Annotated in this window: 15 protein-coding genes; 12 read left to right on the top strand and 3 right to left on the bottom strand. The window is 55.5% G+C overall.

Going from position 1 to position 21,340, the window contains the following annotated elements; all coding sequences use genetic code 11:
• Window positions 1–5: 5 nt before the first annotated feature.
• A complete protein-coding gene (locus GRI35_RS07005; protein WP_160613501.1) occupies window positions 6–761 on the bottom strand; it encodes an enoyl-CoA hydratase/isomerase family protein in 756 nt (251 codons plus the stop codon).
• A 171-nt stretch (window positions 762–932) separates the two neighbouring features.
• Here GRI35_RS07005 and purC point away from each other — a divergent pair, with 171 nt between their 5' ends.
• The 5 genes from purC (at window position 933) to purQ (ending at window position 8,751) form a co-directional block, all read left to right on the top strand.
• Window positions 933–1,733: a phosphoribosylaminoimidazolesuccinocarboxamide synthase gene (gene purC / locus GRI35_RS07000; protein ID WP_160613500.1), complete on the top strand. Its 801-nt coding sequence runs from the start codon at window positions 933–935 to the stop codon at window positions 1,731–1,733.
• A 104-nt stretch (window positions 1,734–1,837) separates the two neighbouring features.
• Window positions 1,838–4,744: a M16 family metallopeptidase gene (locus tag GRI35_RS06995; protein WP_160613499.1), complete on the top strand. Its 2,907-nt coding sequence runs from the start codon at window positions 1,838–1,840 to the stop codon at window positions 4,742–4,744.
• Between the two features lie 43 nt (window positions 4,745–4,787).
• Window positions 4,788–7,724, top strand: a complete 2,937-nt coding sequence (locus GRI35_RS06990; RefSeq protein WP_160613498.1) for a M16 family metallopeptidase — start codon at window positions 4,788–4,790, stop codon at window positions 7,722–7,724.
• Window positions 7,725–7,834: 110 nt separating this feature from the next.
• Entirely contained in the window at window positions 7,835–8,074 is a 240-nt protein-coding gene (gene purS, locus GRI35_RS06985) for a phosphoribosylformylglycinamidine synthase subunit PurS (RefSeq protein ID WP_160613497.1), read from the top strand.
• The gene (purQ, locus tag GRI35_RS06980) at window positions 8,074–8,751 is read left to right on the top strand and encodes a phosphoribosylformylglycinamidine synthase subunit PurQ (protein ID WP_160613496.1); all 678 of its coding nucleotides are present in this window, start codon (window positions 8,074–8,076) and stop codon (window positions 8,749–8,751) included. The genes purS and purQ overlap by 1 nt, the downstream gene beginning before the upstream one ends.
• Before the next feature lie 13 nt (window positions 8,752–8,764).
• On the opposite strand, the gene GRI35_RS06975 is transcribed toward purQ, so the two are convergent.
• Together GRI35_RS06975 and glmS are read right to left on the bottom strand one after the other, a co-directional pair.
• Entirely contained in the window at window positions 8,765–10,969 is a 2,205-nt protein-coding gene (locus GRI35_RS06975; RefSeq protein WP_235900155.1) for a putative bifunctional diguanylate cyclase/phosphodiesterase, read from the bottom strand.
• A gap of 300 nt (window positions 10,970–11,269) precedes the next feature.
• Window positions 11,270–13,093 carry a glutamine--fructose-6-phosphate transaminase (isomerizing) gene (gene glmS / locus GRI35_RS06970; protein ID WP_160613495.1) on the bottom strand — a complete coding sequence of 608 codons (1,824 nt, stop codon included), beginning with the start codon at window positions 13,091–13,093 and terminating at the stop codon, window positions 11,270–11,272.
• A 265-nt stretch (window positions 13,094–13,358) separates the two neighbouring features.
• Here glmS and GRI35_RS06965 point away from each other — a divergent pair, with 265 nt between their 5' ends.
• The 7 genes from GRI35_RS06965 to GRI35_RS06935 are packed head-to-tail and all read left to right on the top strand — an operon-like array spanning window position 13,359 to window position 21,248.
• Window positions 13,359–14,366 (top strand): glycosyltransferase family 2 protein, encoded by a 1,008-nt coding sequence (locus tag GRI35_RS06965; RefSeq protein ID WP_160613494.1) that lies wholly within the window; start codon window positions 13,359–13,361, stop codon window positions 14,364–14,366.
• 2 nt (window positions 14,367–14,368) lie between these two features.
• On the top strand, window positions 14,369–16,012 hold the full coding sequence (locus GRI35_RS06960) for a hypothetical protein (RefSeq protein ID WP_160613493.1): 1,644 nt from the start codon (window positions 14,369–14,371) through the stop codon (window positions 16,010–16,012).
• 1 nt (window position 16,013) lies between these two features.
• Window positions 16,014–17,135 (top strand): glycosyltransferase family 4 protein, encoded by a 1,122-nt coding sequence (locus tag GRI35_RS06955; RefSeq protein ID WP_160613492.1) that lies wholly within the window; start codon window positions 16,014–16,016, stop codon window positions 17,133–17,135.
• Window positions 17,132–18,481, top strand: a complete 1,350-nt coding sequence (locus GRI35_RS06950) for an oligosaccharide flippase family protein (RefSeq protein WP_160613491.1) — start codon at window positions 17,132–17,134, stop codon at window positions 18,479–18,481. Before GRI35_RS06955 ends, GRI35_RS06950 begins: the two co-directional genes overlap by 4 nt.
• Window positions 18,478–19,446, top strand: a complete 969-nt coding sequence (locus GRI35_RS06945) for a sulfotransferase family protein (RefSeq protein ID WP_160613490.1) — start codon at window positions 18,478–18,480, stop codon at window positions 19,444–19,446. The genes GRI35_RS06950 and GRI35_RS06945 overlap by 4 nt, the downstream gene beginning before the upstream one ends.
• On the top strand, window positions 19,439–20,335 hold the full coding sequence (locus GRI35_RS06940) for a glycosyltransferase family 2 protein (RefSeq protein ID WP_160613489.1): 897 nt from the start codon (window positions 19,439–19,441) through the stop codon (window positions 20,333–20,335). The genes GRI35_RS06945 and GRI35_RS06940 overlap by 8 nt, the downstream gene beginning before the upstream one ends.
• A gap of 1 nt (window position 20,336) precedes the next feature.
• Window positions 20,337–21,248 carry a glycosyltransferase gene (locus GRI35_RS06935; protein ID WP_160613488.1) on the top strand — a complete coding sequence of 304 codons (912 nt, stop codon included), beginning with the start codon at window positions 20,337–20,339 and terminating at the stop codon, window positions 21,246–21,248.
• Window positions 21,249–21,340: the final 92 nt, after the last annotated feature.

The raw sequence follows: 21,340 nt of genomic DNA, 5'->3' as shown, positions 1-21,340 counted from the left end.
CTCTCCTAGCCAGTGAATTTGGGTTTGCGCTTCTCAATAAATGCTGCGGTGCCTTCGGCGAAATCGTCGCTTTCGAAAGCAGCCGCGAACATATCGCGCGTCGCGAGATCTTCTTCTATCTGCCCACCGAGAATCCGCCGGGTCATCTGCTTCATTATCCGGTTAGACACGCTTGAATTCGCGGCCATAGTTTCGGCAATATGATCGGGGCTATCGGCGATGATCTCCACCAACCCGATCCGCTCCGCCTCCTTCGCGCCGATTAAATCGCCAGTGTAGAGCAAACGCTTCGCTTGCCCCGGCCCAACTAGATCAGTCAGCAGTTTTACGTCATGAAAGGGATAGACCAGCCCCAGTTTCGCAGGCGTAATTCCAAAACGGGCCGCAGGCGTTGCAATGCGAATGTCGCACGCCAGTGCAATAGCGCAGCCTCCGCCAATGCAATCGCCCTCAACAAAAGCAATGGTCGGAATCGGGCATTGCGCGAGCCTATGCTGCGCTTCCGAAATAGCAGCTTGGTTGTCCGCCAACCAAGGCGCATCGTCTTTGCTCGCCACCATTTCGGCGATATCTGCGCCAACGCTGAATGCACCGCCTTCCGCAGACTTAACAATAAGAACACGAAGACCTGGCTCGGCTTCCACTTTATCGAGCAGTGCCGGGATCGTCTGCCACATCCCCAAAGTAATGGCATTGCGGCGGTCCGCACGGTCAATCAGCAAGGAGCCGATTGCTCCATCGCGTTCAAATCGAATTGTCATCGCATTGCAATGGCGCGCATCCAGCATTGCGGCAACCCATTCGCAGCGGTGGAAGACGCATTCCGCTCATTTGCTGACTGATTGCACACGGCGCAATTCGCTTGTAAGACGAAGCCCTCGCCCCGGCACTAACGCAGTCCGCCGGGGCGCTCCTATTTTGAAGGAACCCGCATGTCGCGTCGTCGCCAAATCTACGAAGGCAAAGCCAAAATCCTTTATGAAGGTCCGGAACCGGGCACGATCATCCAATATTTCAAGGATGATGCGACTGCTTTCAATGCCGAGAAAAAGGGAACGATCAACGGCAAAGGCGTGATCAACAATCGCATTAGCGAGTATGTTTTTACCCGCCTCTCGCATATCGGGATTCCGACTCACTTTATCCGCCGCCTGAACATGCGCGAACAGTTGGTCCGCCAGGTTGAAATCGTTCCGATCGAGGTCATCGTGCGCAATGTAGCTGCGGGCTCGATCTGCAAACGGCTGGGCCTGGCAGAAGGCGATCCGTTGCCGCACACGCTGATTGAGTATTGCTACAAGGATGATGCTTTGGGCGATCCTCTGGTCGCGGAAGAGCATATCGCCTGCTTTAACTGGGCAAGTCAGGAAGAGATGCAGGATATCGCCAGCATGGCTATTCGCGTGAATGACTTTCTATCCGGGATGTTTGCGGCAATCGACATCCGTCTGGTCGACTTCAAGCTAGAGTTTGGCCGCCTGTATGATGGCGATTTTAGCCGGGTCATTTTGGCCGACGAAATCAGCCCTGACGGCTGCCGACTGTGGGACATGAACACCAACGAGAAGATGGACAAAGACCGTTTCCGGCAGGATCTCGGCGGAATCGAAGATGCCTATCAGGAAGTCGCGCGCCGTCTCGGCATTCTTAACAATGACGACAACAGCCCTGGCGAAGTTCTCGACATGAGTGCCCATCGCGGCAAAATGCGAGGAAAACCAGCCAAGAAATAGCCGACATTCTCGCACCGTCCTGATAAATTACGCGCATTATTTCGGTTGTTTAGCAGCAATTTACGGCGTAACTTGGGCCTCGTTCTCACATGACGGGATTGCACATGAAAAATTTGGGTTTGGTTCGCATTCTTCGCGCAGGTTCGTCCGCGCTCGCTTTGGCAGCACTTACGGTAAGCATTCCGGCATCAGCACAGGCTGATGACGCAGTAGTCGAAACGAAAGAAGAGATTGTAAATCCTGGGCCGGTGGAGGCTTGGGGATTGGAACCGACAGACGTCCAGCCCGATCCAGCAATCCGTTACGGCAGGCTGGGTAACGGCATGCGCTATGCCATCCGCCCGAACAGTACTCCCGACGGCGCGGTTTCCATGCGCCTCCATGTCGATTTCGGCTCGCTCTATGAAGCAGAGAACGAGCGCGGGCTGGCCCACTTTATCGAGCATATGGCGTTCAATGGCAGCACCAATGTGCCGGAAGGTGAGATGCTACCAATGCTGGAGCGACTTGGGTTTGCATTCGGTCCTGACACAAACGCTCTGACCGATTTCGACAAGACGATTTACCAGTTGGACATTTCAACTGCGAATGAGGAGCGGATCGATAGCGCGCTGTTCCTGCTGCGTGAGACAGCCAGCGAGCTGACATTTGCGCCGGAAGCGGTAGATCGTGAACGCGGCGTGATCACCAGCGAACGCCGAACACGCGATACCGTTGGCCTGCGCAATGCGATCCACCAAATTGACTTCCTGATGCCCGATGCACTCTATGCGGACCGACTACCGATCGGGGTAGAGGAGGTCTTGAACACGGCCCCGGCAGACCGGCTCAAAGAACTTTATCACCGATATTATAGGCCCGAGAATACAACGTTGGTGGTTGTCGGCGACATGGATATCGACGCCATCGAAGCAAAGATCAAAGGTCGATTTGGCGACTGGCAACCAACCGGATCCGCAGGTGAGAAGCCTGACGTTGGAAAAGTCGATTTGGAGCGGCCCATGTCGTTCGGAGCATTCGTCGATCCGGCTGTGGCGAGCACCGTTCAGATTGCCGTCCACCGGCCCTATGACGACCCGATGGATACAATAGCCCAGCGTTTTAAAAGCCAGCTGGAAGAAATTGCCATGGGCATGCTGAGCTCGCGAATCCAACGCATCGCCCAGCAACCTGACTCAGTTTTGCTCGGCGGTCAGGCGCTCGATGGCGAGTTCAAATGGGCTTCCGACTATGCATTGGTTGCGATCACTACGAAGGACGGCGAATGGGAGCGCGGACTGACCGTTGCGGAACAGGAAGTCCGCCGCGCAATCGAGCATGGCTTCACACAAGCCGAACTCGAACGGAGCATCGCTAATTTTGACACGACTTACCGTCAAAGCGTAGATCAGGCCGAAGCGCGTGCCACACGTTCACTGGCCGAAGCGATCGTCAGCAATGCCGCTGACAATGATCTTAACACTCACCCGGCGTGGCGATATTCGCTGTGGCAAAGCTACAAAAACCAGATCACTCTGGATCGAGTGAATGAAGCATTTCGTGCATTGTGGAATGGTTCGAAACCGCTGATTCACGTCGCAACCAAAGAACTCGAAGGTGGCGAGCAGGCCATCGCCGATGCGTTCAAAGCGAGCGTGCAAATGGCTGTCGCTCCGCCGCAGGATGTGGCCGTGGCCGAGTTTGCCTATGACAGCTTCGGCGATGCCCCCGGTAAAGTCGTTTCGGACACGATGATCGAAGACCTTGGCATCCGAACCATTACTTTCGACAACAATGTCAGATTGAATATCAAGAGAACCGATTTCGAACCGGGCCGGATTCGCTTCAACATCGCCATGGATGGGGGTGTATTCGCGCTGCCGGGAAGCGATTTTGGCAATATCGTATTCTTCCAGGTGGCGGGTGCAACCATGGGAACAGTTCAACATTCTGCACAGGAATTTAATGACATACTCGCCGGAAAATCGGCCGTTATTGGGCTGACGTCTGCGGAAGACAGTTTTGTTGTTTCGGGTGCCACCAATGCTGAATTTCTGGACCTGCAAATGAAAGTCAGTGCGGCCTATCTCACTGACAATGGCTTCCGCGGCGAAGCGCAGGCACAGTGGAATGCGGTACTGGATGTGATTTATAACCAATTGCTGTCTAATCCGGCACTCGTATTCCAATTGAAGGGCGTTGGTGCCATCACACAGGATGATCCGCGCTTTACTCTTCCATCCAAGGAAGTGCTCGGCGGCGTGTCGCAAGAAGCCTTCCGCGAGGCATTTCACACCAACGCCAGCGACGCGGCCGTAGAAATCGCTATCGTTGGCGATGTTGACGAAGATGCGGCAATAGCTGCCATTGCGAATACATTCGGCGCTCTTCCGGCGAGGAAGCTGGAATTCGTACCGCATAGTGAAGAACGCGAAGTGAAAGTGAAAGACACGCTTGAACCACTAACGCTCTATCATACGGGACCAGCCGATCAGGCGTTAGCCGCAGCCGTATGGCGCACTGCAGATGATGGCGATCACCGCACAGAAGTCGCGATGGATCTGCTGAAAGAGGTTGTGGCGATCAAGGCGCTTGAAGTGCTGCGCGAGGAATTGGGCACGACCTATACGCCAAGCGTTAGCTCGGACATGTCGGATACGTTCGAAGATTACGGTACACTGTCGGTTTCCGCAGTTGTAGCTCCAGACGATATCGACCGTAGTATCGCTGCGATCCCGGCAATTATGGGCGATATTCGTGACAACGGGATTGATGCCGATCTTCTGACCCGGGCGCGGCAACCGTTGATCGAGCAGCACGAAGCAGCCAAGCGTGGCAATGGCTTCTGGCTTGGTGTAACCGCAAGTGCCCAGCGCAAAGCGGAGCGGCTCGATCGCGCACGCCAGCGCGGCGCTATTCTGGCGGAGGTAACCGCTGATGAATTGCAGGCGCTTGCCAAGCAGTACATCACTCCCGAACGTCGACTCGATGTGCGCGTACTCAGCGACAAGGCCGCCCAGACAGCTGAGTAATCGCGTTGTTGCGGGTTCAGCCACGCTGCGGCATGAAGCGGGAATGATCTCCCGCTTCTCCGCGCGTGCCGCGCTTTCGCTTCTTCTGACCTCTGCTATCGCTGCTCCGCTTGGTGCCCAAGACATGGCCGCGCCGAAGCAAGCCGATGATGTACAAGAGAAAGCCGCCGCCGATCCGGTCAAACTGATTTTTGCCGAAGCCAAGTCCGATTGGGACCCGACGGTTTGGGACTTGGAGGACAGTGAATTCGTTCCGGAAGATGGCTGGCAGTTCGGCAAGCTCGAAAATGGCATGCGCTACATCATCCGGCGCAATGACCGGCCGGAGAATACAGCATTGGTCCGCATGGAAGTGGACACGGGCTCAATCAACGAGCGCGAAGAGGAGCGCGGCTTCGCCCATTACGTCGAACATATGGCGTTCAACGGATCGACCAATGTACCTGAAGGGGAAATGGTCAAGCTGCTCGAACGCAAAGGTTTGGCGTTCGGCGCGGATACCAATGCGAGCACCGGTTTCGAACGGACGCAGTACAAGCTCAATCTGCCCAAAGCCGATCCTGACCTGCTCGATACGGCGCTGATGCTGATGCGCGAAACCGCGAGCGAACTGACCATTGCCGAGGAAGCAGTAGAACGAGAGCGCGGTGTTATTCTGTCGGAACGCCGGGTGCGCAACAATTACAGCCTGAAGAATGTCGTCGACAGTTTGGAGTTCGGCTTTCCCGGATCGCATCTTTCGCAAAGGCTTCCCATCGGCACTTTGGAAACGCTTGAGGCTGCTGACGCAAAAGGTTTGCGCGCATTTTGGGAGCGCGAATATGTGCCAGCCAATACGGTTCTGGTTGTCGTGGGCGACTTCGAGCCATCCATGGTGGAAGGGAAGATTCGCGAACGCTTTGAAGATTGGAAAGCTGTACCAATTCCGGAACAAATCGGCCCCGGTCCGGTGGATACTACGCGGACGGGCGAAACCGACATCTATCTTGATCCTGCACTGACCGAGTCCATCTCGATTTTCCGCCATGTCCCGTTCGTGGATGAGCCTGATACTCTCGAAAACCGCCAAAAAGCCATGCTGTTGCGCGTGGGTCGAGGCGCCTTGTCACGCCGTTTCCAGCGGCTCAATCGCAGTGAAGATCCACCATTCCGCAGTGTGAGCTTTGGTGCAAATGAGTTCTTTGACGAGGCTGAAACTATCCAGCTTTCGGTGAGCACCGAAGAAGGCGGCTGGAAACGCGGTCTGGACACAGCAATCGACGAATTCCGCCGCGCTCTGCAATTTGGTTTCAGTGAAGCGGAAGTCGCTGAACAGGTCACCAATATGCGTACCGGTTATGAAGACAGCGCAGCAAATGCTGGCACGCGCAGCAACGGCCTCTTCGTAAACAGTGCCTTTGCTATGGCGCGCGGCGATCGTGTGGTCTCCGGCCCCTCTGCAACGCTAGAACGATTCAATGCATTCGCCGACAAAATTACGCCCGAGGCAGTGCTCAAGCTAATGCGCGCAGAATATAACGAACTTGGCGACCCGCTGATCCGTTTCAGCGGCAAAACCGCGCCCGAGGGTGGTGCCGCAGCGCTGCGTTCGGCGGTCGAAGCAGCCTATGCCCGCGAACTTGCTGCGCCTGAATTCAAAGACAGTGTCGAATTTGCCTACACCGAGTTTGGCACGCCCGGAGCCGTCGTGTCCGACACGACATCGGACGATCTTGGCATTCGCACCCTTCGCTTCGCCAACGGAGTGATGCTCAATCTCAAGCAAACCGATTTGCAAGACAATGCGGTCAACATCAGTCTCTATCTCGATGGCGGTCGGATGCTACGGACTCGCGACGATCCGCTTGCAGTCGAGCTTGCCGGTCTGCTCAGTAGTGGAGGCCTCGGCAAGCACAGTACTGATGAACTGCAGTCGATCCTGGCAGGCCGCTCGGTGTCTGGTAGCTTTGGTTTGGGCAGCGACACATTTGTCAGCCGCGCGCGCACCACGCCCCGCGATTTCGAATTGCAGATGCAGCTTCTGGCGGCTTTCGTGACTGATCCCGGCTACCGCACTGAAGGCTTGGGCCCATGGAAAAAGAGCCTGGATGATTTCTTCGCGCGCCTCGGCAAAACGCCGGGCTCGGCATATTCAGAAGGCTCTCGTGCGATCCTGTCCGATAGTGATCCGCGATTTACTCGCCAGCCAGTCGAGAGCTATCGCGCGCTTGACTACGACAAATTGTCGGAAACAATCAGCGACAGATTGGCCACCGGCGCCATCGAAATCGCAATCGTTGGCGATATCGATGAGCAAGAAGCCGTCAATCTGGTCAGCAAGACCTTCGGCGCTCTTCCAACTCGAGAAGATGCGTTCAGGCCGTATGATGATAAGCGCCGTATGCGTCCCTTTACGAGCCAGCGCGGGCTTTACACGATCACGCATGGCGGTGAGGCCGATCAGGCGATGATCAGACTGATCTGGCCAACCACCGACGACTCTGACTGGGAATTGACGTCGCAACTCAGCCTGTTGGCGCGTGTGGCGCGTCTGAAACTAACCGAGAAACTGCGCGAAGAACTGGGGCAGACATACTCGCCGAGCGTCAGCAGTAGCCAGTCTGACACTTATGTCGCTTACGGCACATTCTCGATGGGCGCATCGGTCGATGTGACTCAGTTGGATGCGACCAAAGCGGCGCTGATGGAAGTGATCGAGGATCTGATTGCAAACACTCCTGATGAAGATCTCATGCAGCGCGCCCGGCAGCCGGTTCTCGAAGCTCTCGAAAACCGGCTAAAGAGCAATAGCGGATGGATGAGTCTGGTCGACCGCGCGCAGAGCGATCCCGATGACATCAAGCGGTTCCAGACCGCTAAAGAGCGCTATTCATCCATGACCGGCGACCAATTGCAGGCTCTTGCCGCACAATATCTGCAGCCGGATGATGCTATCGAGTTCCGTGTAGTCCCGCAGGAACCGGCCCCGAATAGCGAATGAGCCGATTTTCCGACAGCTATTCGCGCCTCATGTCTTGCCCCGACCGCGGCTGCGCGGCATAGGCTGCGCGGATAGTCAACGCAGCGCCATCCCAAGCAAAGGGCACCGCCATGAAAGTCCATATCCACGTTTCGCTGAAATCCGGAGTGCTCGACCCGCAGGGCCGTGCGATCCATCATGAACTTGAAGCGCTTGGCTTTTCCGGTGTAAACGACGTGCGCGCGGGCAAACTGATCGAACTGGACGTTGCCGATGATACGTCGGATGACGATTTAGACCAGATGTGCCGCAAGTTGCTGGCCAATATGGTGATCGAGAACTACCGGATTGAAAAACTGGAAACAGCGTGATGGGCTTCCGTTCCGCAGTCATCACGTTTCCCGGCTCCAACTGCGACCGCGATATGGCGGTGGCGCTGGAGCAGGTATCGGGCACAGCGCCTGTCCGTGTATGGCATGGCGACCCTGACCTACCTGACAGGCTCGACTTCATCGCACTGCCCGGTGGCTTTTCCTATGGCGATTATCTTCGCTCAGGCGCGATGGCGGCGCGCAGCCCGATCATGAAGGCGGTGATCAATGCCGCTGACAAAGGCGTGCCGGTTCTGGGCGTGTGCAACGGCTTTCAGGTTCTGACCGAAAGCGGCCTTCTGCCTGGCGCGCTGATGCGCAATGCCAGCCAGAACTTCGTTTGCCGTGATGTCCCGCTCAAGGTCGAGAATAATCAATCGCTGTTTACCGCAGGCTATGAAGCGGGTGAGACAATTCACATTCCGGTCGCTCATCACGACGGCAATTTCTTTGCAGACGAGGAAACGCTTGACCGGATTGAAGGCGATGGTCGCGTGGCATTCCGCTATCGCGATGTAGTCAACGGATCACGCCGTGACATTGCTGGCATTCTGAATGAAGCTGGTAATGTACTCGGAATGATGCCCCATCCCGAGCGCGCCATCGAAGAATCCCATGGTGGCAGCGATGGTCGCGCGCTGTTCGAAAATGCAGTGAAAGGTCTCGTTCGGGCCTAAGCGCCGCGACCCATTACGCACGGCGTAAGCCTTCGCGGACAAATATCTGACGCGCGTCATGGGCCGGCATCGGCCGCCCGAAGTAATAGCCCTGAATCTTCTTACAGCCGAGCTTACGGATGAATTCCGCTTCTTCGGCATTTTCCACGCCTTCAGCCGTGGTCGACATTTCGAGGCTCTCGGCCATAGCGACAACCGCATTGATAATGGCAAGGCTTTCCGCGCTGCCCTGCACTGCGCCTTGCACAAAGCTGCGGTCCACTTTGATGGTCGAGAAGCTCAGTTTGCGCAAATAGCCGAGCGACGAATACCCGGTGCCAAAGTCATCCAAAGCCACTGTACAACCGAGCGCGATAACCTGCTCCAACGCGGCACGGGCAACATTCGCATCACGCAAGAATATGCTCTCGGTGACCTCGATCTCAAGCCGGTTTGCTTCCAGCCCGCTTTTGGACAGAGCGCCGATCACGGTGGACGCGAAATCGGGTTCGATCAGTTGCTCGCCCGAAACGTTGACCGCCACGCGTACATGTGAAGGCCAGTTGCAGGCTTCGATACAGGCCTGCTCCATAACCCAAGTGCCGATCGGAATGATCAGACGGGTATCTTCGGCCAAGGGAATAAACTTATCCGGACCGACAAAACCGTGCTCTTCGCTGTTCCACCGGACTAGCGCCTCGAAGCTGACAACAGTTTCATCATTGGCGTCGACAACCGGTTGGAAATTGAGTGACATTTCGTCGCGCTCAAGCGCGTGACGCAATGAGGCCTCCAGCTTACGGCGTTCTTCCGCATGCACGTGCAAAGTCGGCTCATATTGGCAATGTTCGCTGCCGCCCTCATCCTTGGCACGGTACAAAGCAAGATCCGAGTTTCGCAGCAATTCCTCGACCGTCTTCCCGTCGCGCGGGCCGACAGCTGAGCCTACGCTCGCGCCCACATAAAGCGTATTGCCGTCGATATCATAAGGTTGGGAAAGGCTTTCAATGATCCGCCGCGCCAGCGCATCCACGCTGCCCTTAGCCGATGCGTCGCGAATTACGATCCCGAACTCATCTCCGCCAAGCCGTCCGCAAATAGCGTTTTCGCCCATCAGCTCTTTCAAACGCTCGGATACCTTCGCCAACATCTTGTCACCGACTTGGTGGCCGAGTGAATCGTTTACCGCCTTGAAGCGGTCGAGGTCGAGCATCAGGAATGCGCAGCGCGTCCTCCATTGCTTCGCATACAGCATCGCATCGCGCAGCGCTTCGTTCAGCATAAGGCGGTTGGGCAGCCCTGTCAGCGTATCATACCTCGCGAGGTAAGCGATCTTCTCGCTGGACTCGCGTTGTTCGGTTACATCGGAGCCAACGCCGCGAAAGCCGACATAGACATCGCGCTCATCGATGATGGGGGTTCCTGAAAGCTCCCACCAACAGCTTCTACCATTGATTGTTACTTGGATCATCAAATTCGAGAAATTCTCGCGATTCTTTAGCTTTTCGGCAAGTTCGTGCAAGCTAGGCGAGAACTGACCGCTTTCCCATGAATCGCCAGCGAGCAATTGAAGAAACGAGTTCCCTTCGATCTCTTCGAGCGGCTTCCCAAGTGCGAAGGCAAAACGCGGCGATACCGAGCGTATCCGCTTCTTGGTATCGACTTGCCAGAGCCAGTCGGCTTGGTTTTCTTCAAATTCCCGCAGCAGCAGCGACACAACTTCGCTTTTCTCAGCCATACCCGCTTCGGCGATACGCGCAGTCATATATGTCCGGGCGGACTCTATTGTGCCAGTAGTGACGACCAGAATAAAGAACACGATCATCGCGGCGGCCGGGTACTCGCCGAGAAACAAACAGGTAGCAGCGGCTGAAATACCCGTGAGCGAGGTAAATATCAGCGTGCCGAGCGGAGCCGAAGCTACGATCAAGACTAATCCAACGATCAGCGCCGAGATTGCTGTCCACAGAGTCAGCAGGTCTGCAAGAGTGCCATATAGGGCAAAGATTGACGTCGGTACGCACCAGACCAGACTGACGACCGTAACAGCGGTCGTACGCCGGTAAAATTCCTCTTGGGTTAGCCGCGTGTTTTCAGCCCCTGCCAATTTTCGATCGCAATGCCCGATGAAAGAGATGGCACCGACAAGGCAGAAAAGCCAAACGCCTAGAAGAACGGGACTGACAAGGTTCCAATACACCCACCCGACCACCAAAGCTGCAATTGCGTGAGCGATCATTCTTGTGAGAATGTTGTTTCTGTTCGCCAGCTTCGCAAATTGCAGGCCTCGCAGGCGCGCCCAATCGTCTTGCTTCGGGGCTTTAATCCCAAGCACGGCCAGCGCAGGTAGGCGCTCCGGCAATGCCGGTGGATCTTGCAGATTCTTACTCACGCGATTGTCGGTAACCAAAAAAGGTTATCGCAGGGTAAAGTGTGCCGATGAAATTTACCCGTGCAGCGCCGGGATCGTTGGTGCGATATTGTTTAATTACAAAAAGTTGGCAAGCAGCCCAACCACAATCCGCGCTACCTCAGCCGATTACTCTACCGTCACCGACTTCGCCAAGTTGCGCGGTTGGTCGACATCGGTCCCTTTCACGCAGGCGACATGATACGCCAGCAACTGCACCGGTACTGCATATACTAGCGGCGCAATGAGCGGGTGGACTTTGGGCATTTCGATAGTTGCGATACAACCTTCACCCGCCTCCTCCAGACCTTCGCGGTCAGAAATCAAAACGACCTGACCGCCCCGCGCACGAACTTCATGCATGTTGGAAACAGTCTTTTCGAAAAGCGGGCCGGATGGTGCCAGTACGATAACGGGCACTTCCTCATCAATCAGTGCGATGGGTCCGTGCTTCATCTCTCCCGAAGCATAACCCTCGGCGTGGATGTAGCTGATTTCCTTAAGTTTCAGTGCCCCCTCCAATGCTAAGGGAAAGTCCGGCCCACGGCCCAGATACAGCACGTCGCGCGCTGGAGCGATCAGATGCGCCATGCTGGCAATATCTTCATCATGATCCAGCGCGGCATTGAGGGCAGCCGGCGCTTCAAGCAGATGGTGGACTACCTCCTGTTCTTCCGCGCGATCCATCTTGCCCTTCTTGACGGCCAGATGCGCCGCCAAAGCCGCGAGAACAGCAAGCTGGCATGTGAAGGCTTTGGTCGACGCAACCCCAATCTCGGGTCCGGCATGGGTAGGCAGTAGCAAGTCCGCCTCTCGCGCCATCGAACTGGTCGGCACATTCACAACAACGCCAATGGTCTGTCCGTTTGCCTTGCAGTGGCGCAGAGCAGCAAGAGTATCGGCTGTTTCGCCAGACTGAGAGATAAACAGCGCTAGGCCGCCTTCCTCCAGAACTGGATTGCGATATCTGAACTCGCTCGCGAAATCCAAATCTACCGGGACCCTGGCAAATTGCTCAAACCAGTATTTGGCGACCATCGCTGCGTAATAGGAAGTGCCGCAGGCTACGATGGTGATACGGTTTATCTTTGATAAATCGAAATCAATCTGCGGCAATGCGACGGTCTCGTCAGCTTGGCGAATGTAGCTGCTGAGAGTTTGTGCGACTACGGTTGGCTGCTCGAATATCTCTTTTTGCATGTAGTGGCGGTAATTGCCTTTTTCGATAGCCGCGGCCGATGCGCCAGAAGTGGTAACTTCGCGCTCTACTACATTGTTTTCCTGATCATAAATTACCGCATTGTCGCGCGTGATAACAACCCAATCGCCTTCTTCAAGATAAGCGATTTTCTGCGTTAATGGCGCCAAGGCAAGCGCATCGGAGCCAAGGAACATTTCACCGTCCCCATAACCAACGACCAGTGGTGACCCCAGTCGAGCGCCGATCAGCATGTCGGGGTTTTGACGAAACGCGATTGCCAATGCGAACGCGCCGCGCAATTGCGGTAGCACCGTCTTCACCGCATCTTCGGGGCTAGCACCATTCTCGACTTCTTCCGAAATCATATGGGCAACCGCTTCGGTATCGGTCTCGCTTTCGAGCTTCCGTCCCTTCGCTTGTAGCGCGTCGCGGAGCGGCTTGAAATTCTCGATAATGCCATTGTGCACCAGAGCGACTTCCCCCGTCGCATGCGGATGCGCATTGTGTGCAGTTGGCGCTCCATGGGTGGCCCAGCGCGTGTGGGCGATGCCGATATTGCCGGGAGCAGGATTGCCGTTCAACTCAGTCACAAGATTGCCCAGTTTGCCCTCAGCGCGGCGGCGGACGAGCTTACCATTCTGGATCGTGCACACTCCGGCGCTATCATAACCGCGATATTCCATACGTTTCAGCCCATCGACAAGACGGTCCGCAACGGGTTTTGTGCTGACGATGCCAATAATTCCGCACATTTGGATGATGCCTTCGCTTTAAAAATTGGTTGGATTTCGAGCGCCCTGTGCACATGAAACCTTTGTATTTCGTGTAGCGCGTATCGCCTATGTTTCAATCGCTGATTGATCTCCGCGACCGCTTTAGCGTGCCCCGATAGCGATCCGGGCTCCGTACTTGACCAAAATCTTTCCGGACGTGGTTTACACTTCCTTAAAGCCTTGGCTGCCAAATCATTCTCAGGCGCGGGTTACCGCGTACATGCGGGGGCTCGAGAATAAGACGATGACGAAACTGATTGTCCAGATACCGTGCTATAATGAGGCGGAAGATCTGCCCGTCACGCTCGCAGCGATCCCGCGCCGGATCGAAGGCGTCGATATTGTCGAAATTCTCGTAATCGACGATGGCAGCCATGATGGAACGTCCGAAGTCGCCAAAAGGTGGGGTGTGCATCACATTGTCCGACATCGCCGCAATCGCGGATTGGCCGCCGCTTTTCGTACAGGTATTCGCACAGCGCTGGATGCGGGCGCGGATATCATCGTCAACACGGATGCCGATGGCCAGTACGTGGGGGAGGATATCGCTAGAATCGTCGAGCCTATCGTAGCGAGAGAAGCAGACGTAGTCATTGGTGACCGCGGCGTCGCCAACAATGCCTATTTTGGTCCGTTCAAACGCTTGTTGCAACGGTTGGGTAGCACAGTCGTTCGGCGTCTATCCCGCACCGATATCACCGACGCCGTCAGCGGATTTCGCGCGATCACGAGAGCCGCTGCGCAACAAATCAATATCACCACGGATTTCAGCTACACCACCGATATGCTGATCCAGTCGGGTCGAAAGCGCTTCGCGATCAAGAGCGTACCGATCCGGACCAATGAAACTATGCGCCCTTCCCGGCTATTCACATCAATCCCGCGTTTTATTACCAATACCGGCATCACCATTGCCCGCGCCTACACCACACATAATCCGCTGCGCGTATTCGTTGGCAGCGGTGCTCTGATCGCGCTTATCGGACTTGCGCCCATTATGCGGTTTGTATGGTTCTACGCGACCGGTGACGGCGATGGTCATATCCAATCCCTGGTTATCGGCGGCGCACTTCTGGTGCTTGGTGCGCTGGTGGCGACTATGGGCGTACTCGCCGACCTTGTGGCTTCCAATCGCAAGCTGATTGAAACCAGTCTGTACGAGATTCGTGAACTTCGCGATCAGATAAAGCAGCAGAAGGCTTCGGAATCTGTCGCAGATGGCCCCAAGCAGGACATCCGCGAGGCTGGCTGAGCATGGCAAGTCACGCCCCAACATTCGATACATTGGCAAAGCCACCAGTAACGGCTTTGAGCGGAAAGCTAACACTGTTTGCAGCAGCTTTGCTCGTGGCACTTCAGATCGAACTCCTATTCGCCAAAAGCGTAAACTGGGACGAATTTTTCCACTTCAGCCAGATCCACGCGAGCCTGCGCGGCGAACCAGTACAATGGTTGCAAACGCCCCATGTCTACCTGTTTAGCTTGGTGCCTTCCCTGCCCGGATCACCGATAGATCACATCCTACTCACACGGATCCTGATCCTGCCATTCGCTGTGGTCACCTGCCTCGCCATTTACGACATCGCGCGCCGTTTTGCTGATGAACAATCGGCAGCCTTGGCGGCTTTGGCCTTTGCTGGTGGCGGCAATGTGTTTATGCATGCCTTTGCTCTACGCGCCGACATGATAGCAGCAGCGCTGCTTACCGGGGCATTGTGGATTCTGATAACCCGATCACGTTCCATTATCTGGGTCGGTGCGGCAGCCGCGCTTTGCGGCATTGCGGCAATCGCGACTATCAAGAGTGTGCTTTATGCACCCGCTCTGATTGCGGCGGCGGCGTGGCGGTGGCGGGGCAAGATCGGGATTAGAGCGGTAACAGGTATGCTGCTTTTGGGCTTGGCAGTGGCAATGGCGGCATTTGCGCTCGCGCCGGCAGAAATCACTCAATCGATCAAAGGCTTGGCCAGATCATCGGCAAATCGTATGTTCAGCGCAGGAGTCTTTCCGCAAGGCCACCATTTTATCACGCAACTGGCAATCGCACCGATATTGACAGGCTTCGTGGTCTTAGCGTTCATCAAAACTACGACAGGTAATTGCCGCATGCCTTTCTGGCTGGTGCTTGGCCTTGTACTGCCGCTCGCCTCAATCATCATCTATCGCAACGCCTATCCGTATTATTATGCGTTTATCCTGCCTCCTGTCGCGATTGTGGCGGCGCTCGGCGTGCAGCCGATTGTCGAACGATACGGCGCAAGGATTGTACTGGGGGGAATTGTCCTAAATGCGCTGATACTAAGTGTTGCAGAGGAGCGCGATATGCTCGACCGCCAACGCATCGTGCAATCGGGTATTTCTGAAATCTTTCCCGAGCCGGTGCGGTACATCGACGACATAGCCTTCCGTCCTGATTTTCCTCGCGCGGTTCCGCATTTTGCCTCTGGTTGGGCGCTAGAAAATTATCATCGTCGCGGCGAACTGGTTTACACCGAAGCCATGAAGAGCGCGCCCACGCCGTTTCTGTTTCGGCAAGGTTACGCGCTGGAGGTTCTCGAGCCTGTTCCCGGCGATGAAGCGGCATTGCTTCCTGAAGATGCAGCCGCCTTGCAAGGAAACTACATTCAGCATTGGGGCCGCGTGTTTGTGGCTGGAAAGCACATTGAGCCATCCGATACAGTGCGAAGCATCGTTCTGGCGGTTCCAGGACGCTATACCGTAGAAGGGGGCGACATAACGCTTGACGGCGTTAAACATGCCGCAGGCTCGGTCGTTGTTCTGGGGCGGGATGCAATCGAAATCGGCCCCAATACTAAGACATCCACATTACGGTGGGGTGATGCTTTGCCTATACCGGCAACGCCCTTCCCGACCGGCCAATTGTTCACGAATTACTGACATGTCAGCTCACGATCCCGCCTTTCGTACGCCATCGCACAACGAGACTTCCTCGGCGGACCGGGCAGCAGACTTTCTGTTTGTCACGCGCAAATGGGCGCCAGCGATGGGCGGGATGGAAACATGGTCACACAAGCTGGCCGAACATCTCGAGGCAATACAGCCGATTGATTTGGTCGCATTGCCTGGCCGCGACAATGGTATGCCGCCATCGGTCACCAGTTTGCTGTTTTTCCCGTTTTTAGTGCTCAAGCGCTATCTTGCACGAACAGCTGCACCCAAGACTCTTTTGCTTGGCGATATGGCCATATGGCCCCTTGCGTTAATCAGCATATTGAGAAAGGGCAGCCCAAAAATCATGATTGCAGCCCATGGGACGGACGTTGCATACCATCGGCGCGGAACTATCAAAGCCAAGCTTTATGGTGCCTATCTAAAGATCGGATCACGCGTGCTGAGCCACGCGACGATTGTTGCCAATTCCCGGGCCACAGCGGAGGTAGCAAGCGAAACAGGGTGGAAAACCGCAAAGCTTGTTCCCCTGGGGACAGACCACACAGAAATCGAGGTTAGCGGAAAACACAACGGTCACATCCTGTTCGCGGGCCGGTTGGTCAATCGCAAAGGCTGTGGTTGGTTCGCTCGGGAAGTGTTGCCAAATTTGCCCGCCAGTATTCGACTGCAGATCGCGGGCACGGGCTGGGATGCGAGCGAAGCATTCGTGTTGGACGATCAGCGCGTCGACATGCTCGGCGTTCTGTCTCCAGATGAACTGAGAGCAGCCTACCGCGATGCATTATGCGTCATTATGCCGAATATCGAGCCAACCAATGGCGAATATGAAGGCTTCGGGCTAGTAGCCCCTGAGGCAGCCTCAGCGGGGGGAATCGTGTTGGCCGCCGATCACGGAGGAATCCGCGATGCAGTCATCCATGGAGAAACGGGTTATTTGCTTGCTGTAGGTGACGCAAAGGCGTGGGTTGCAGCGATTTCGCAGACGGCAAAGCTAACCACTGAGCAACGGCGCGCATTTTGCTACAAAGCCCAGAGCAAGGCCCGTGCTTTCTTCACCTGGGACCGTGTCGCTCGCGATATTCTATCCCTAGCCGGAGCGGGCCAATGAACGCGGCCATCCGGAACTTTACACGTCAAGGAGCAGCGCTGGTCTCCGGCCCGATTGCGCGCGGATCAATTACCAGTGTTTTCATACAAGTCACCGGCCTCGTGCTCTCCTTCGCGCAAGCAGTACTGGTCGCTCGCCTGCTGGGTACAGAAGGCTATGGGTTGGTCGCCGTCGCTCTTTCGGTCGCGCAAATTTGCGCCATCATCGCGGTGTTTGGTTACAGCACTCTTGCAACACGCGAAATCGCAGGGTGGCTGTCCAGCGGCAAGCAGTATTTGCTACCTTCCTTCACTCGGCATGCATTGGGCGCAGTCATTTTTCTGTCGGTGGCTTTGGGGACAATAATCGCCGCAATCAGCAATTTCTTGGGCGATTATCGCTCTGTCATTTTGATTAGTACTTTGATCATTCCAGCAGTAGCTCTGCTCAAATTGTTTCGAGGTATGACGCAAGGCTTTGGCGATGTTGCTGCAGCGCAGTGGCCAGGGGAAATTCTGCGCCCGGCCCTAACGATCGGCATAGTGGGTATTTCTGTACTGGCGGCACACGAACTGACGGCACAATCATTCTTGCTTATGCTTGCACTTGCAGGCCTTTGCGCAGTGATCGCCGCAGCAATCTTGGTGAAGCGATATCTTGGTCAGCATGGCGCAAGCTCTCCCGGAACCACCAGTTCACATTCAAAATGGTTGGCCAAAGCGACACCGTTTTTTGGCCTTTCGCTCTTGGCGGTTCTTCAGGCACAGTTCGCGACTGTAATGTTAGCCGTTTTTGCTACGCCAGAGCAGGCTGGCCTTTATCAACCGATTGCGCGGTTAGCCCCGATTATGGCGTTACCCGCTACAGCAGCGGCGATGCGATACGCGCCGCGCGTGTCCGAACTATGGAAGTCTGATCAATTGCCGCGACTGATATCGGTGACACGCACATATACCCTCACGACCTCTGTACTCACCATAGGCGCGACGTTGGTTTTCGCAGGCTTCGGTCCGTGGATATTGAGGGTGTTTGGTACAGAGTTTGCTTCTGTGGCGCCTTTGCTTTGGATTGTAGGCGCGGCGCAGATTTTCAACACGGGTTGCGGCCCCGTTGGGTATTTAATGACCATGACCGGTCACACACGAATTGCAACAGTTGCCAAAATTGCCGGATTGGCTGTAGCGCTCGCTACCGGTTTTGCTTTCATACCTAGCCAAGGCTCCATGGGCGCTGCGATAGCGGTAGCGACCGGCATGATCGTGTGGAACGTTGTTTCGCTTGTTGCCGTGAAGCGCCTACTTGGTTTTGATCCGTCACTCCTGCAATTTGTAGCTCGCATCACTCCCTCCGGGCGGAACAACGCATGACCGGCCGATATCCAAACCTGTTTCTCGCTGGCGCGCCCAAATGCGGCACGACTTCGCTGTATGACTGGCTTGCCCAGCATCCAGCAATCTTTGGGTCTGAAGTGAAGGAACCAATCTTTTTCCGTAAGGGTCTGAGTATGGGGGGCGAACTGCCAGAGCGCGACTATCTGTCGTTTTATGATGGTTGGAAGAGCGAAAAATACGCGCTCGATGGCTCCACCCACCATTTCTACAGCCCCAGCGCCGCTGCGGAGATCAAGGCTGCCGCGCCAGACGCCAAGATTATCATCGCCCTGCGTAACCCGGCAGAAGCAACGCATTCAATGTATCATCAACTGCGCTACACAGGCGTAGAAACGGTGCTCACTTTGGAAGAGTCGCTGGCGGCAGAAAACGCGCGCTTCCAAACCCTGGAACCTCGGCGGAGGGGCATTCCAGAGAATCTCTTATATTCACGCGTTTACGCTTTTGAACATAACGTATCACGTTACATCGAAGCGTTCGGCCGCGAGAATGTTCATATAATTTTGCTAGATGACCTGAAGGATCACCCGATGCAAAGCCTTCGTGACATCTATGACTGGCTCGGGATCGATAGTTCTTGCGCCGAAAATACCGACTTTCAGGCAAAGAACGGTCCAAAAGCGGTAAGATCGCGTTTCATCCTTAATCTTGCATACTATCCACCCGCATGGCTCGGCCGCTTCACCAAACCGCTGTTTAGCGCCGCAACACGGCGGCGCATACGCGGCTATCTCAAGAAAATGAGCACTACCAGTTCGAAAAACGCACCGCTTGACCGCGAAACAAGGCAGTTACTTTTGAACAGGCATCGCAGTGATATCGAATGGGTAGAACGCTTGCTCGAACGGGACCTCAGTCATTGGAAACAGCCGGCTCCGGATAAGCCGGCCAACTGTCTTCAGGGCCATCCAGAAATCCAATATGGCCAAGCCGATGCCTGATCTTCCTTCGATATCGATTGTCATACCCGCTTATGGACCAACGCCCTTTTTGCGCGCGGTGCTTGATGGCCTTCGCGCTGGTACACAACAGCCTGAAGCAATCTATGTAAGCCATAGCGGCTCCGAAGATCCAACAGACTGGCTCAAGGAAGAGTTTCCGGAAGTCACCGCGCTCCATTCCGAAGAGCGGTTATTTGCCGGTGCAGCGCGCAATCGGGCCGCCAAGCTGGTCCGGACCGATGCGATCGCCTTTTGTGACTGTGATACTGTTCCCGCTACCGATTGGGTCGAACAGGCGGCAATCAGCCTCTCGGCAAACGACAACGCATTCATTGTCGGATCAATTGGCATTGCCCAACCGGGCGGCTACTGGGGAATGTCGGTTTGGCATTGCGAGTTTTCCGAGCAAGCACCCTGGAGGCCGTTCGGGGAGCAACGCGGCGGAGCATCCTGTAACTTGGCAGTACGGACTCGTGATCTTGAAACGGTAGGCTATTTCCCAGAAAACTTTCGGGCAGGTCAGGATACAATGCTGTTTCATTTGCTCCGCGGCTCCGGAAAGAGGCAAATATTCCAACCCAAGATGCAGGTTGGCCATTTCAACCTTGACGGTTTCCCGCATTTCTCCAAGCATCTTTTGAATCAAGGTCGCCATTTCGCCAAAGTACGTATGACTGCCGATATGCCCGGCCATAGAGCTGTTAGGTTCTGGCCGCTTTCGCCTCTGCTCGGCGTCGCAAAATGCGGCCTCATCCTAAAGCGCATCCTTAGCGGCGGCCAATTTATGACTGCAATTCGCTATTTGCCCGGCATTGTTGCCGGAACAGCAATTTGGACCGCCGGATGTACCTATGCAGCGGCAACTGGCCGTTTCACCGGGCGCTATTAAAATGGCGAGCCCCACAATTTCGATCATTATTGCCAGCAAAGATGGTGCGGACACACTCCCGCCGGTCTTTGAAAAGCTCACAGAGGTTGCTGCCAGTTATGACGACATTGAATTCATTTTCGCCGACAACGCCAGCACTGACAAAACCCCCGACCTTATGCAGGACTTTTCCAAAGGGCGAAACGCAACGGTTGTCCATGAGCCCCGGCCCGGCAAGTCCTACGCACTTAACACCGCGATGGAGCGTGCCAACGGTTCCTTGCTGGTCTTCATCGACGACGATATTCTTCCGGCTAACGGCTGGTTAGAAGCCTATCGCGATGCGGCCGCTCACAATCCTGACACCGGCGCTTTCCTCGGGCAAATTCGCCCGGAATTTCTGGCTAGCGCACCCGATTGGCTGGTTCATTTAACGAATATCGGCAAATGCTGCGGTTGTACGCCACTGTCGCTCGCAGAAGGCCCCTGCCCTCCCCGGTTTGCCAAGGGCGGCAATTGGGCGATCAGGCGGACAGCACTCGAAGGATTACGGTTTGATGAGGAACGGACAAATCTTAGAGCAGGCGTAAAACCTACCGGCGGACAGGACACTGAAATGGCGCACCGGCTTGAACGAAAGGGTGCCGGGGTTCGTTTCGTGCCCAGTGCGCTCGTTCATCACCAGATCCAGCCACAGGAAATGACCAAAGAGTTCATTTTCAAACGCTACCAGAGGCTGGGCCGCGGCGCGGCGGCGCAGGGAAATCGCAGCTTTGCGCGCAATCTGCTTTTGCCCGTTGAGATCCCTGTTCTTGCCATAATCAGCGGGTTGGGCTGGCTATTTGGCGCAGACCGGCTTGCTGCCGTCAACATGACCCGGCTTGCTGCCTGTTTGGGACGTGCAGAATATATTCTGGGCCGCGCTGGCAGCTAACCGCAAAAACACTTCCGAACCTTTAGAGAAAAATAAGGTTTCTAACCTATTCACCATTTCTGATGACAAACGCTTGGGTATCTACGCCCAGC

Origin of the sequence: Pontixanthobacter aestiaquae (assembly GCF_009827455.1) — a bacterium.
Classification (GTDB): domain Bacteria; phylum Pseudomonadota; class Alphaproteobacteria; order Sphingomonadales; family Sphingomonadaceae; genus Pontixanthobacter; species Pontixanthobacter aestiaquae.
Note: the sequence above shows the minus strand (reverse complement) of the source record. Positions and strands in the feature narration are given on the sequence as shown.

Excerpts from the sequence above, each read along its gene's own strand:
- GRI35_RS07005 (WP_160613501.1), bottom strand. The coding sequence starts at position 761 with ATGACAATTCGATTTGAACGCGATGGAGCAATCGGCTCCTTGCTGATT.
- purC (WP_160613500.1), top strand. The coding sequence starts at position 933 with ATGTCGCGTCGTCGCCAAATCTACGAAGGCAAAGCCAAAATCCTTTAT.
- GRI35_RS06995 (WP_160613499.1), top strand. The coding sequence starts at position 1,838 with ATGAAAAATTTGGGTTTGGTTCGCATTCTTCGCGCAGGTTCGTCCGCG.
- GRI35_RS06990 (WP_160613498.1), top strand. The coding sequence starts at position 4,788 with ATGATCTCCCGCTTCTCCGCGCGTGCCGCGCTTTCGCTTCTTCTGACC.
- purS (WP_160613497.1), top strand. The coding sequence starts at position 7,835 with ATGAAAGTCCATATCCACGTTTCGCTGAAATCCGGAGTGCTCGACCCG.
- purQ (WP_160613496.1), top strand. The coding sequence starts at position 8,074 with ATGGGCTTCCGTTCCGCAGTCATCACGTTTCCCGGCTCCAACTGCGAC.
- GRI35_RS06975 (WP_235900155.1), bottom strand. The coding sequence starts at position 10,969 with ATGATCGCTCACGCAATTGCAGCTTTGGTGGTCGGGTGGGTGTATTGG.
- glmS (WP_160613495.1), bottom strand. The coding sequence starts at position 13,093 with ATGTGCGGAATTATTGGCATCGTCAGCACAAAACCCGTTGCGGACCGT.
- GRI35_RS06965 (WP_160613494.1), top strand. The coding sequence starts at position 13,359 with ATGACGAAACTGATTGTCCAGATACCGTGCTATAATGAGGCGGAAGAT.
- GRI35_RS06960 (WP_160613493.1), top strand. The coding sequence starts at position 14,369 with ATGGCAAGTCACGCCCCAACATTCGATACATTGGCAAAGCCACCAGTA.
- GRI35_RS06955 (WP_160613492.1), top strand. The coding sequence starts at position 16,014 with ATGTCAGCTCACGATCCCGCCTTTCGTACGCCATCGCACAACGAGACT.
- GRI35_RS06950 (WP_160613491.1), top strand. The coding sequence starts at position 17,132 with ATGAACGCGGCCATCCGGAACTTTACACGTCAAGGAGCAGCGCTGGTC.
- GRI35_RS06945 (WP_160613490.1), top strand. The coding sequence starts at position 18,478 with ATGACCGGCCGATATCCAAACCTGTTTCTCGCTGGCGCGCCCAAATGC.
- GRI35_RS06940 (WP_160613489.1), top strand. The coding sequence starts at position 19,439 with ATGCCTGATCTTCCTTCGATATCGATTGTCATACCCGCTTATGGACCA.
- GRI35_RS06935 (WP_160613488.1), top strand. The coding sequence starts at position 20,337 with ATGGCGAGCCCCACAATTTCGATCATTATTGCCAGCAAAGATGGTGCG.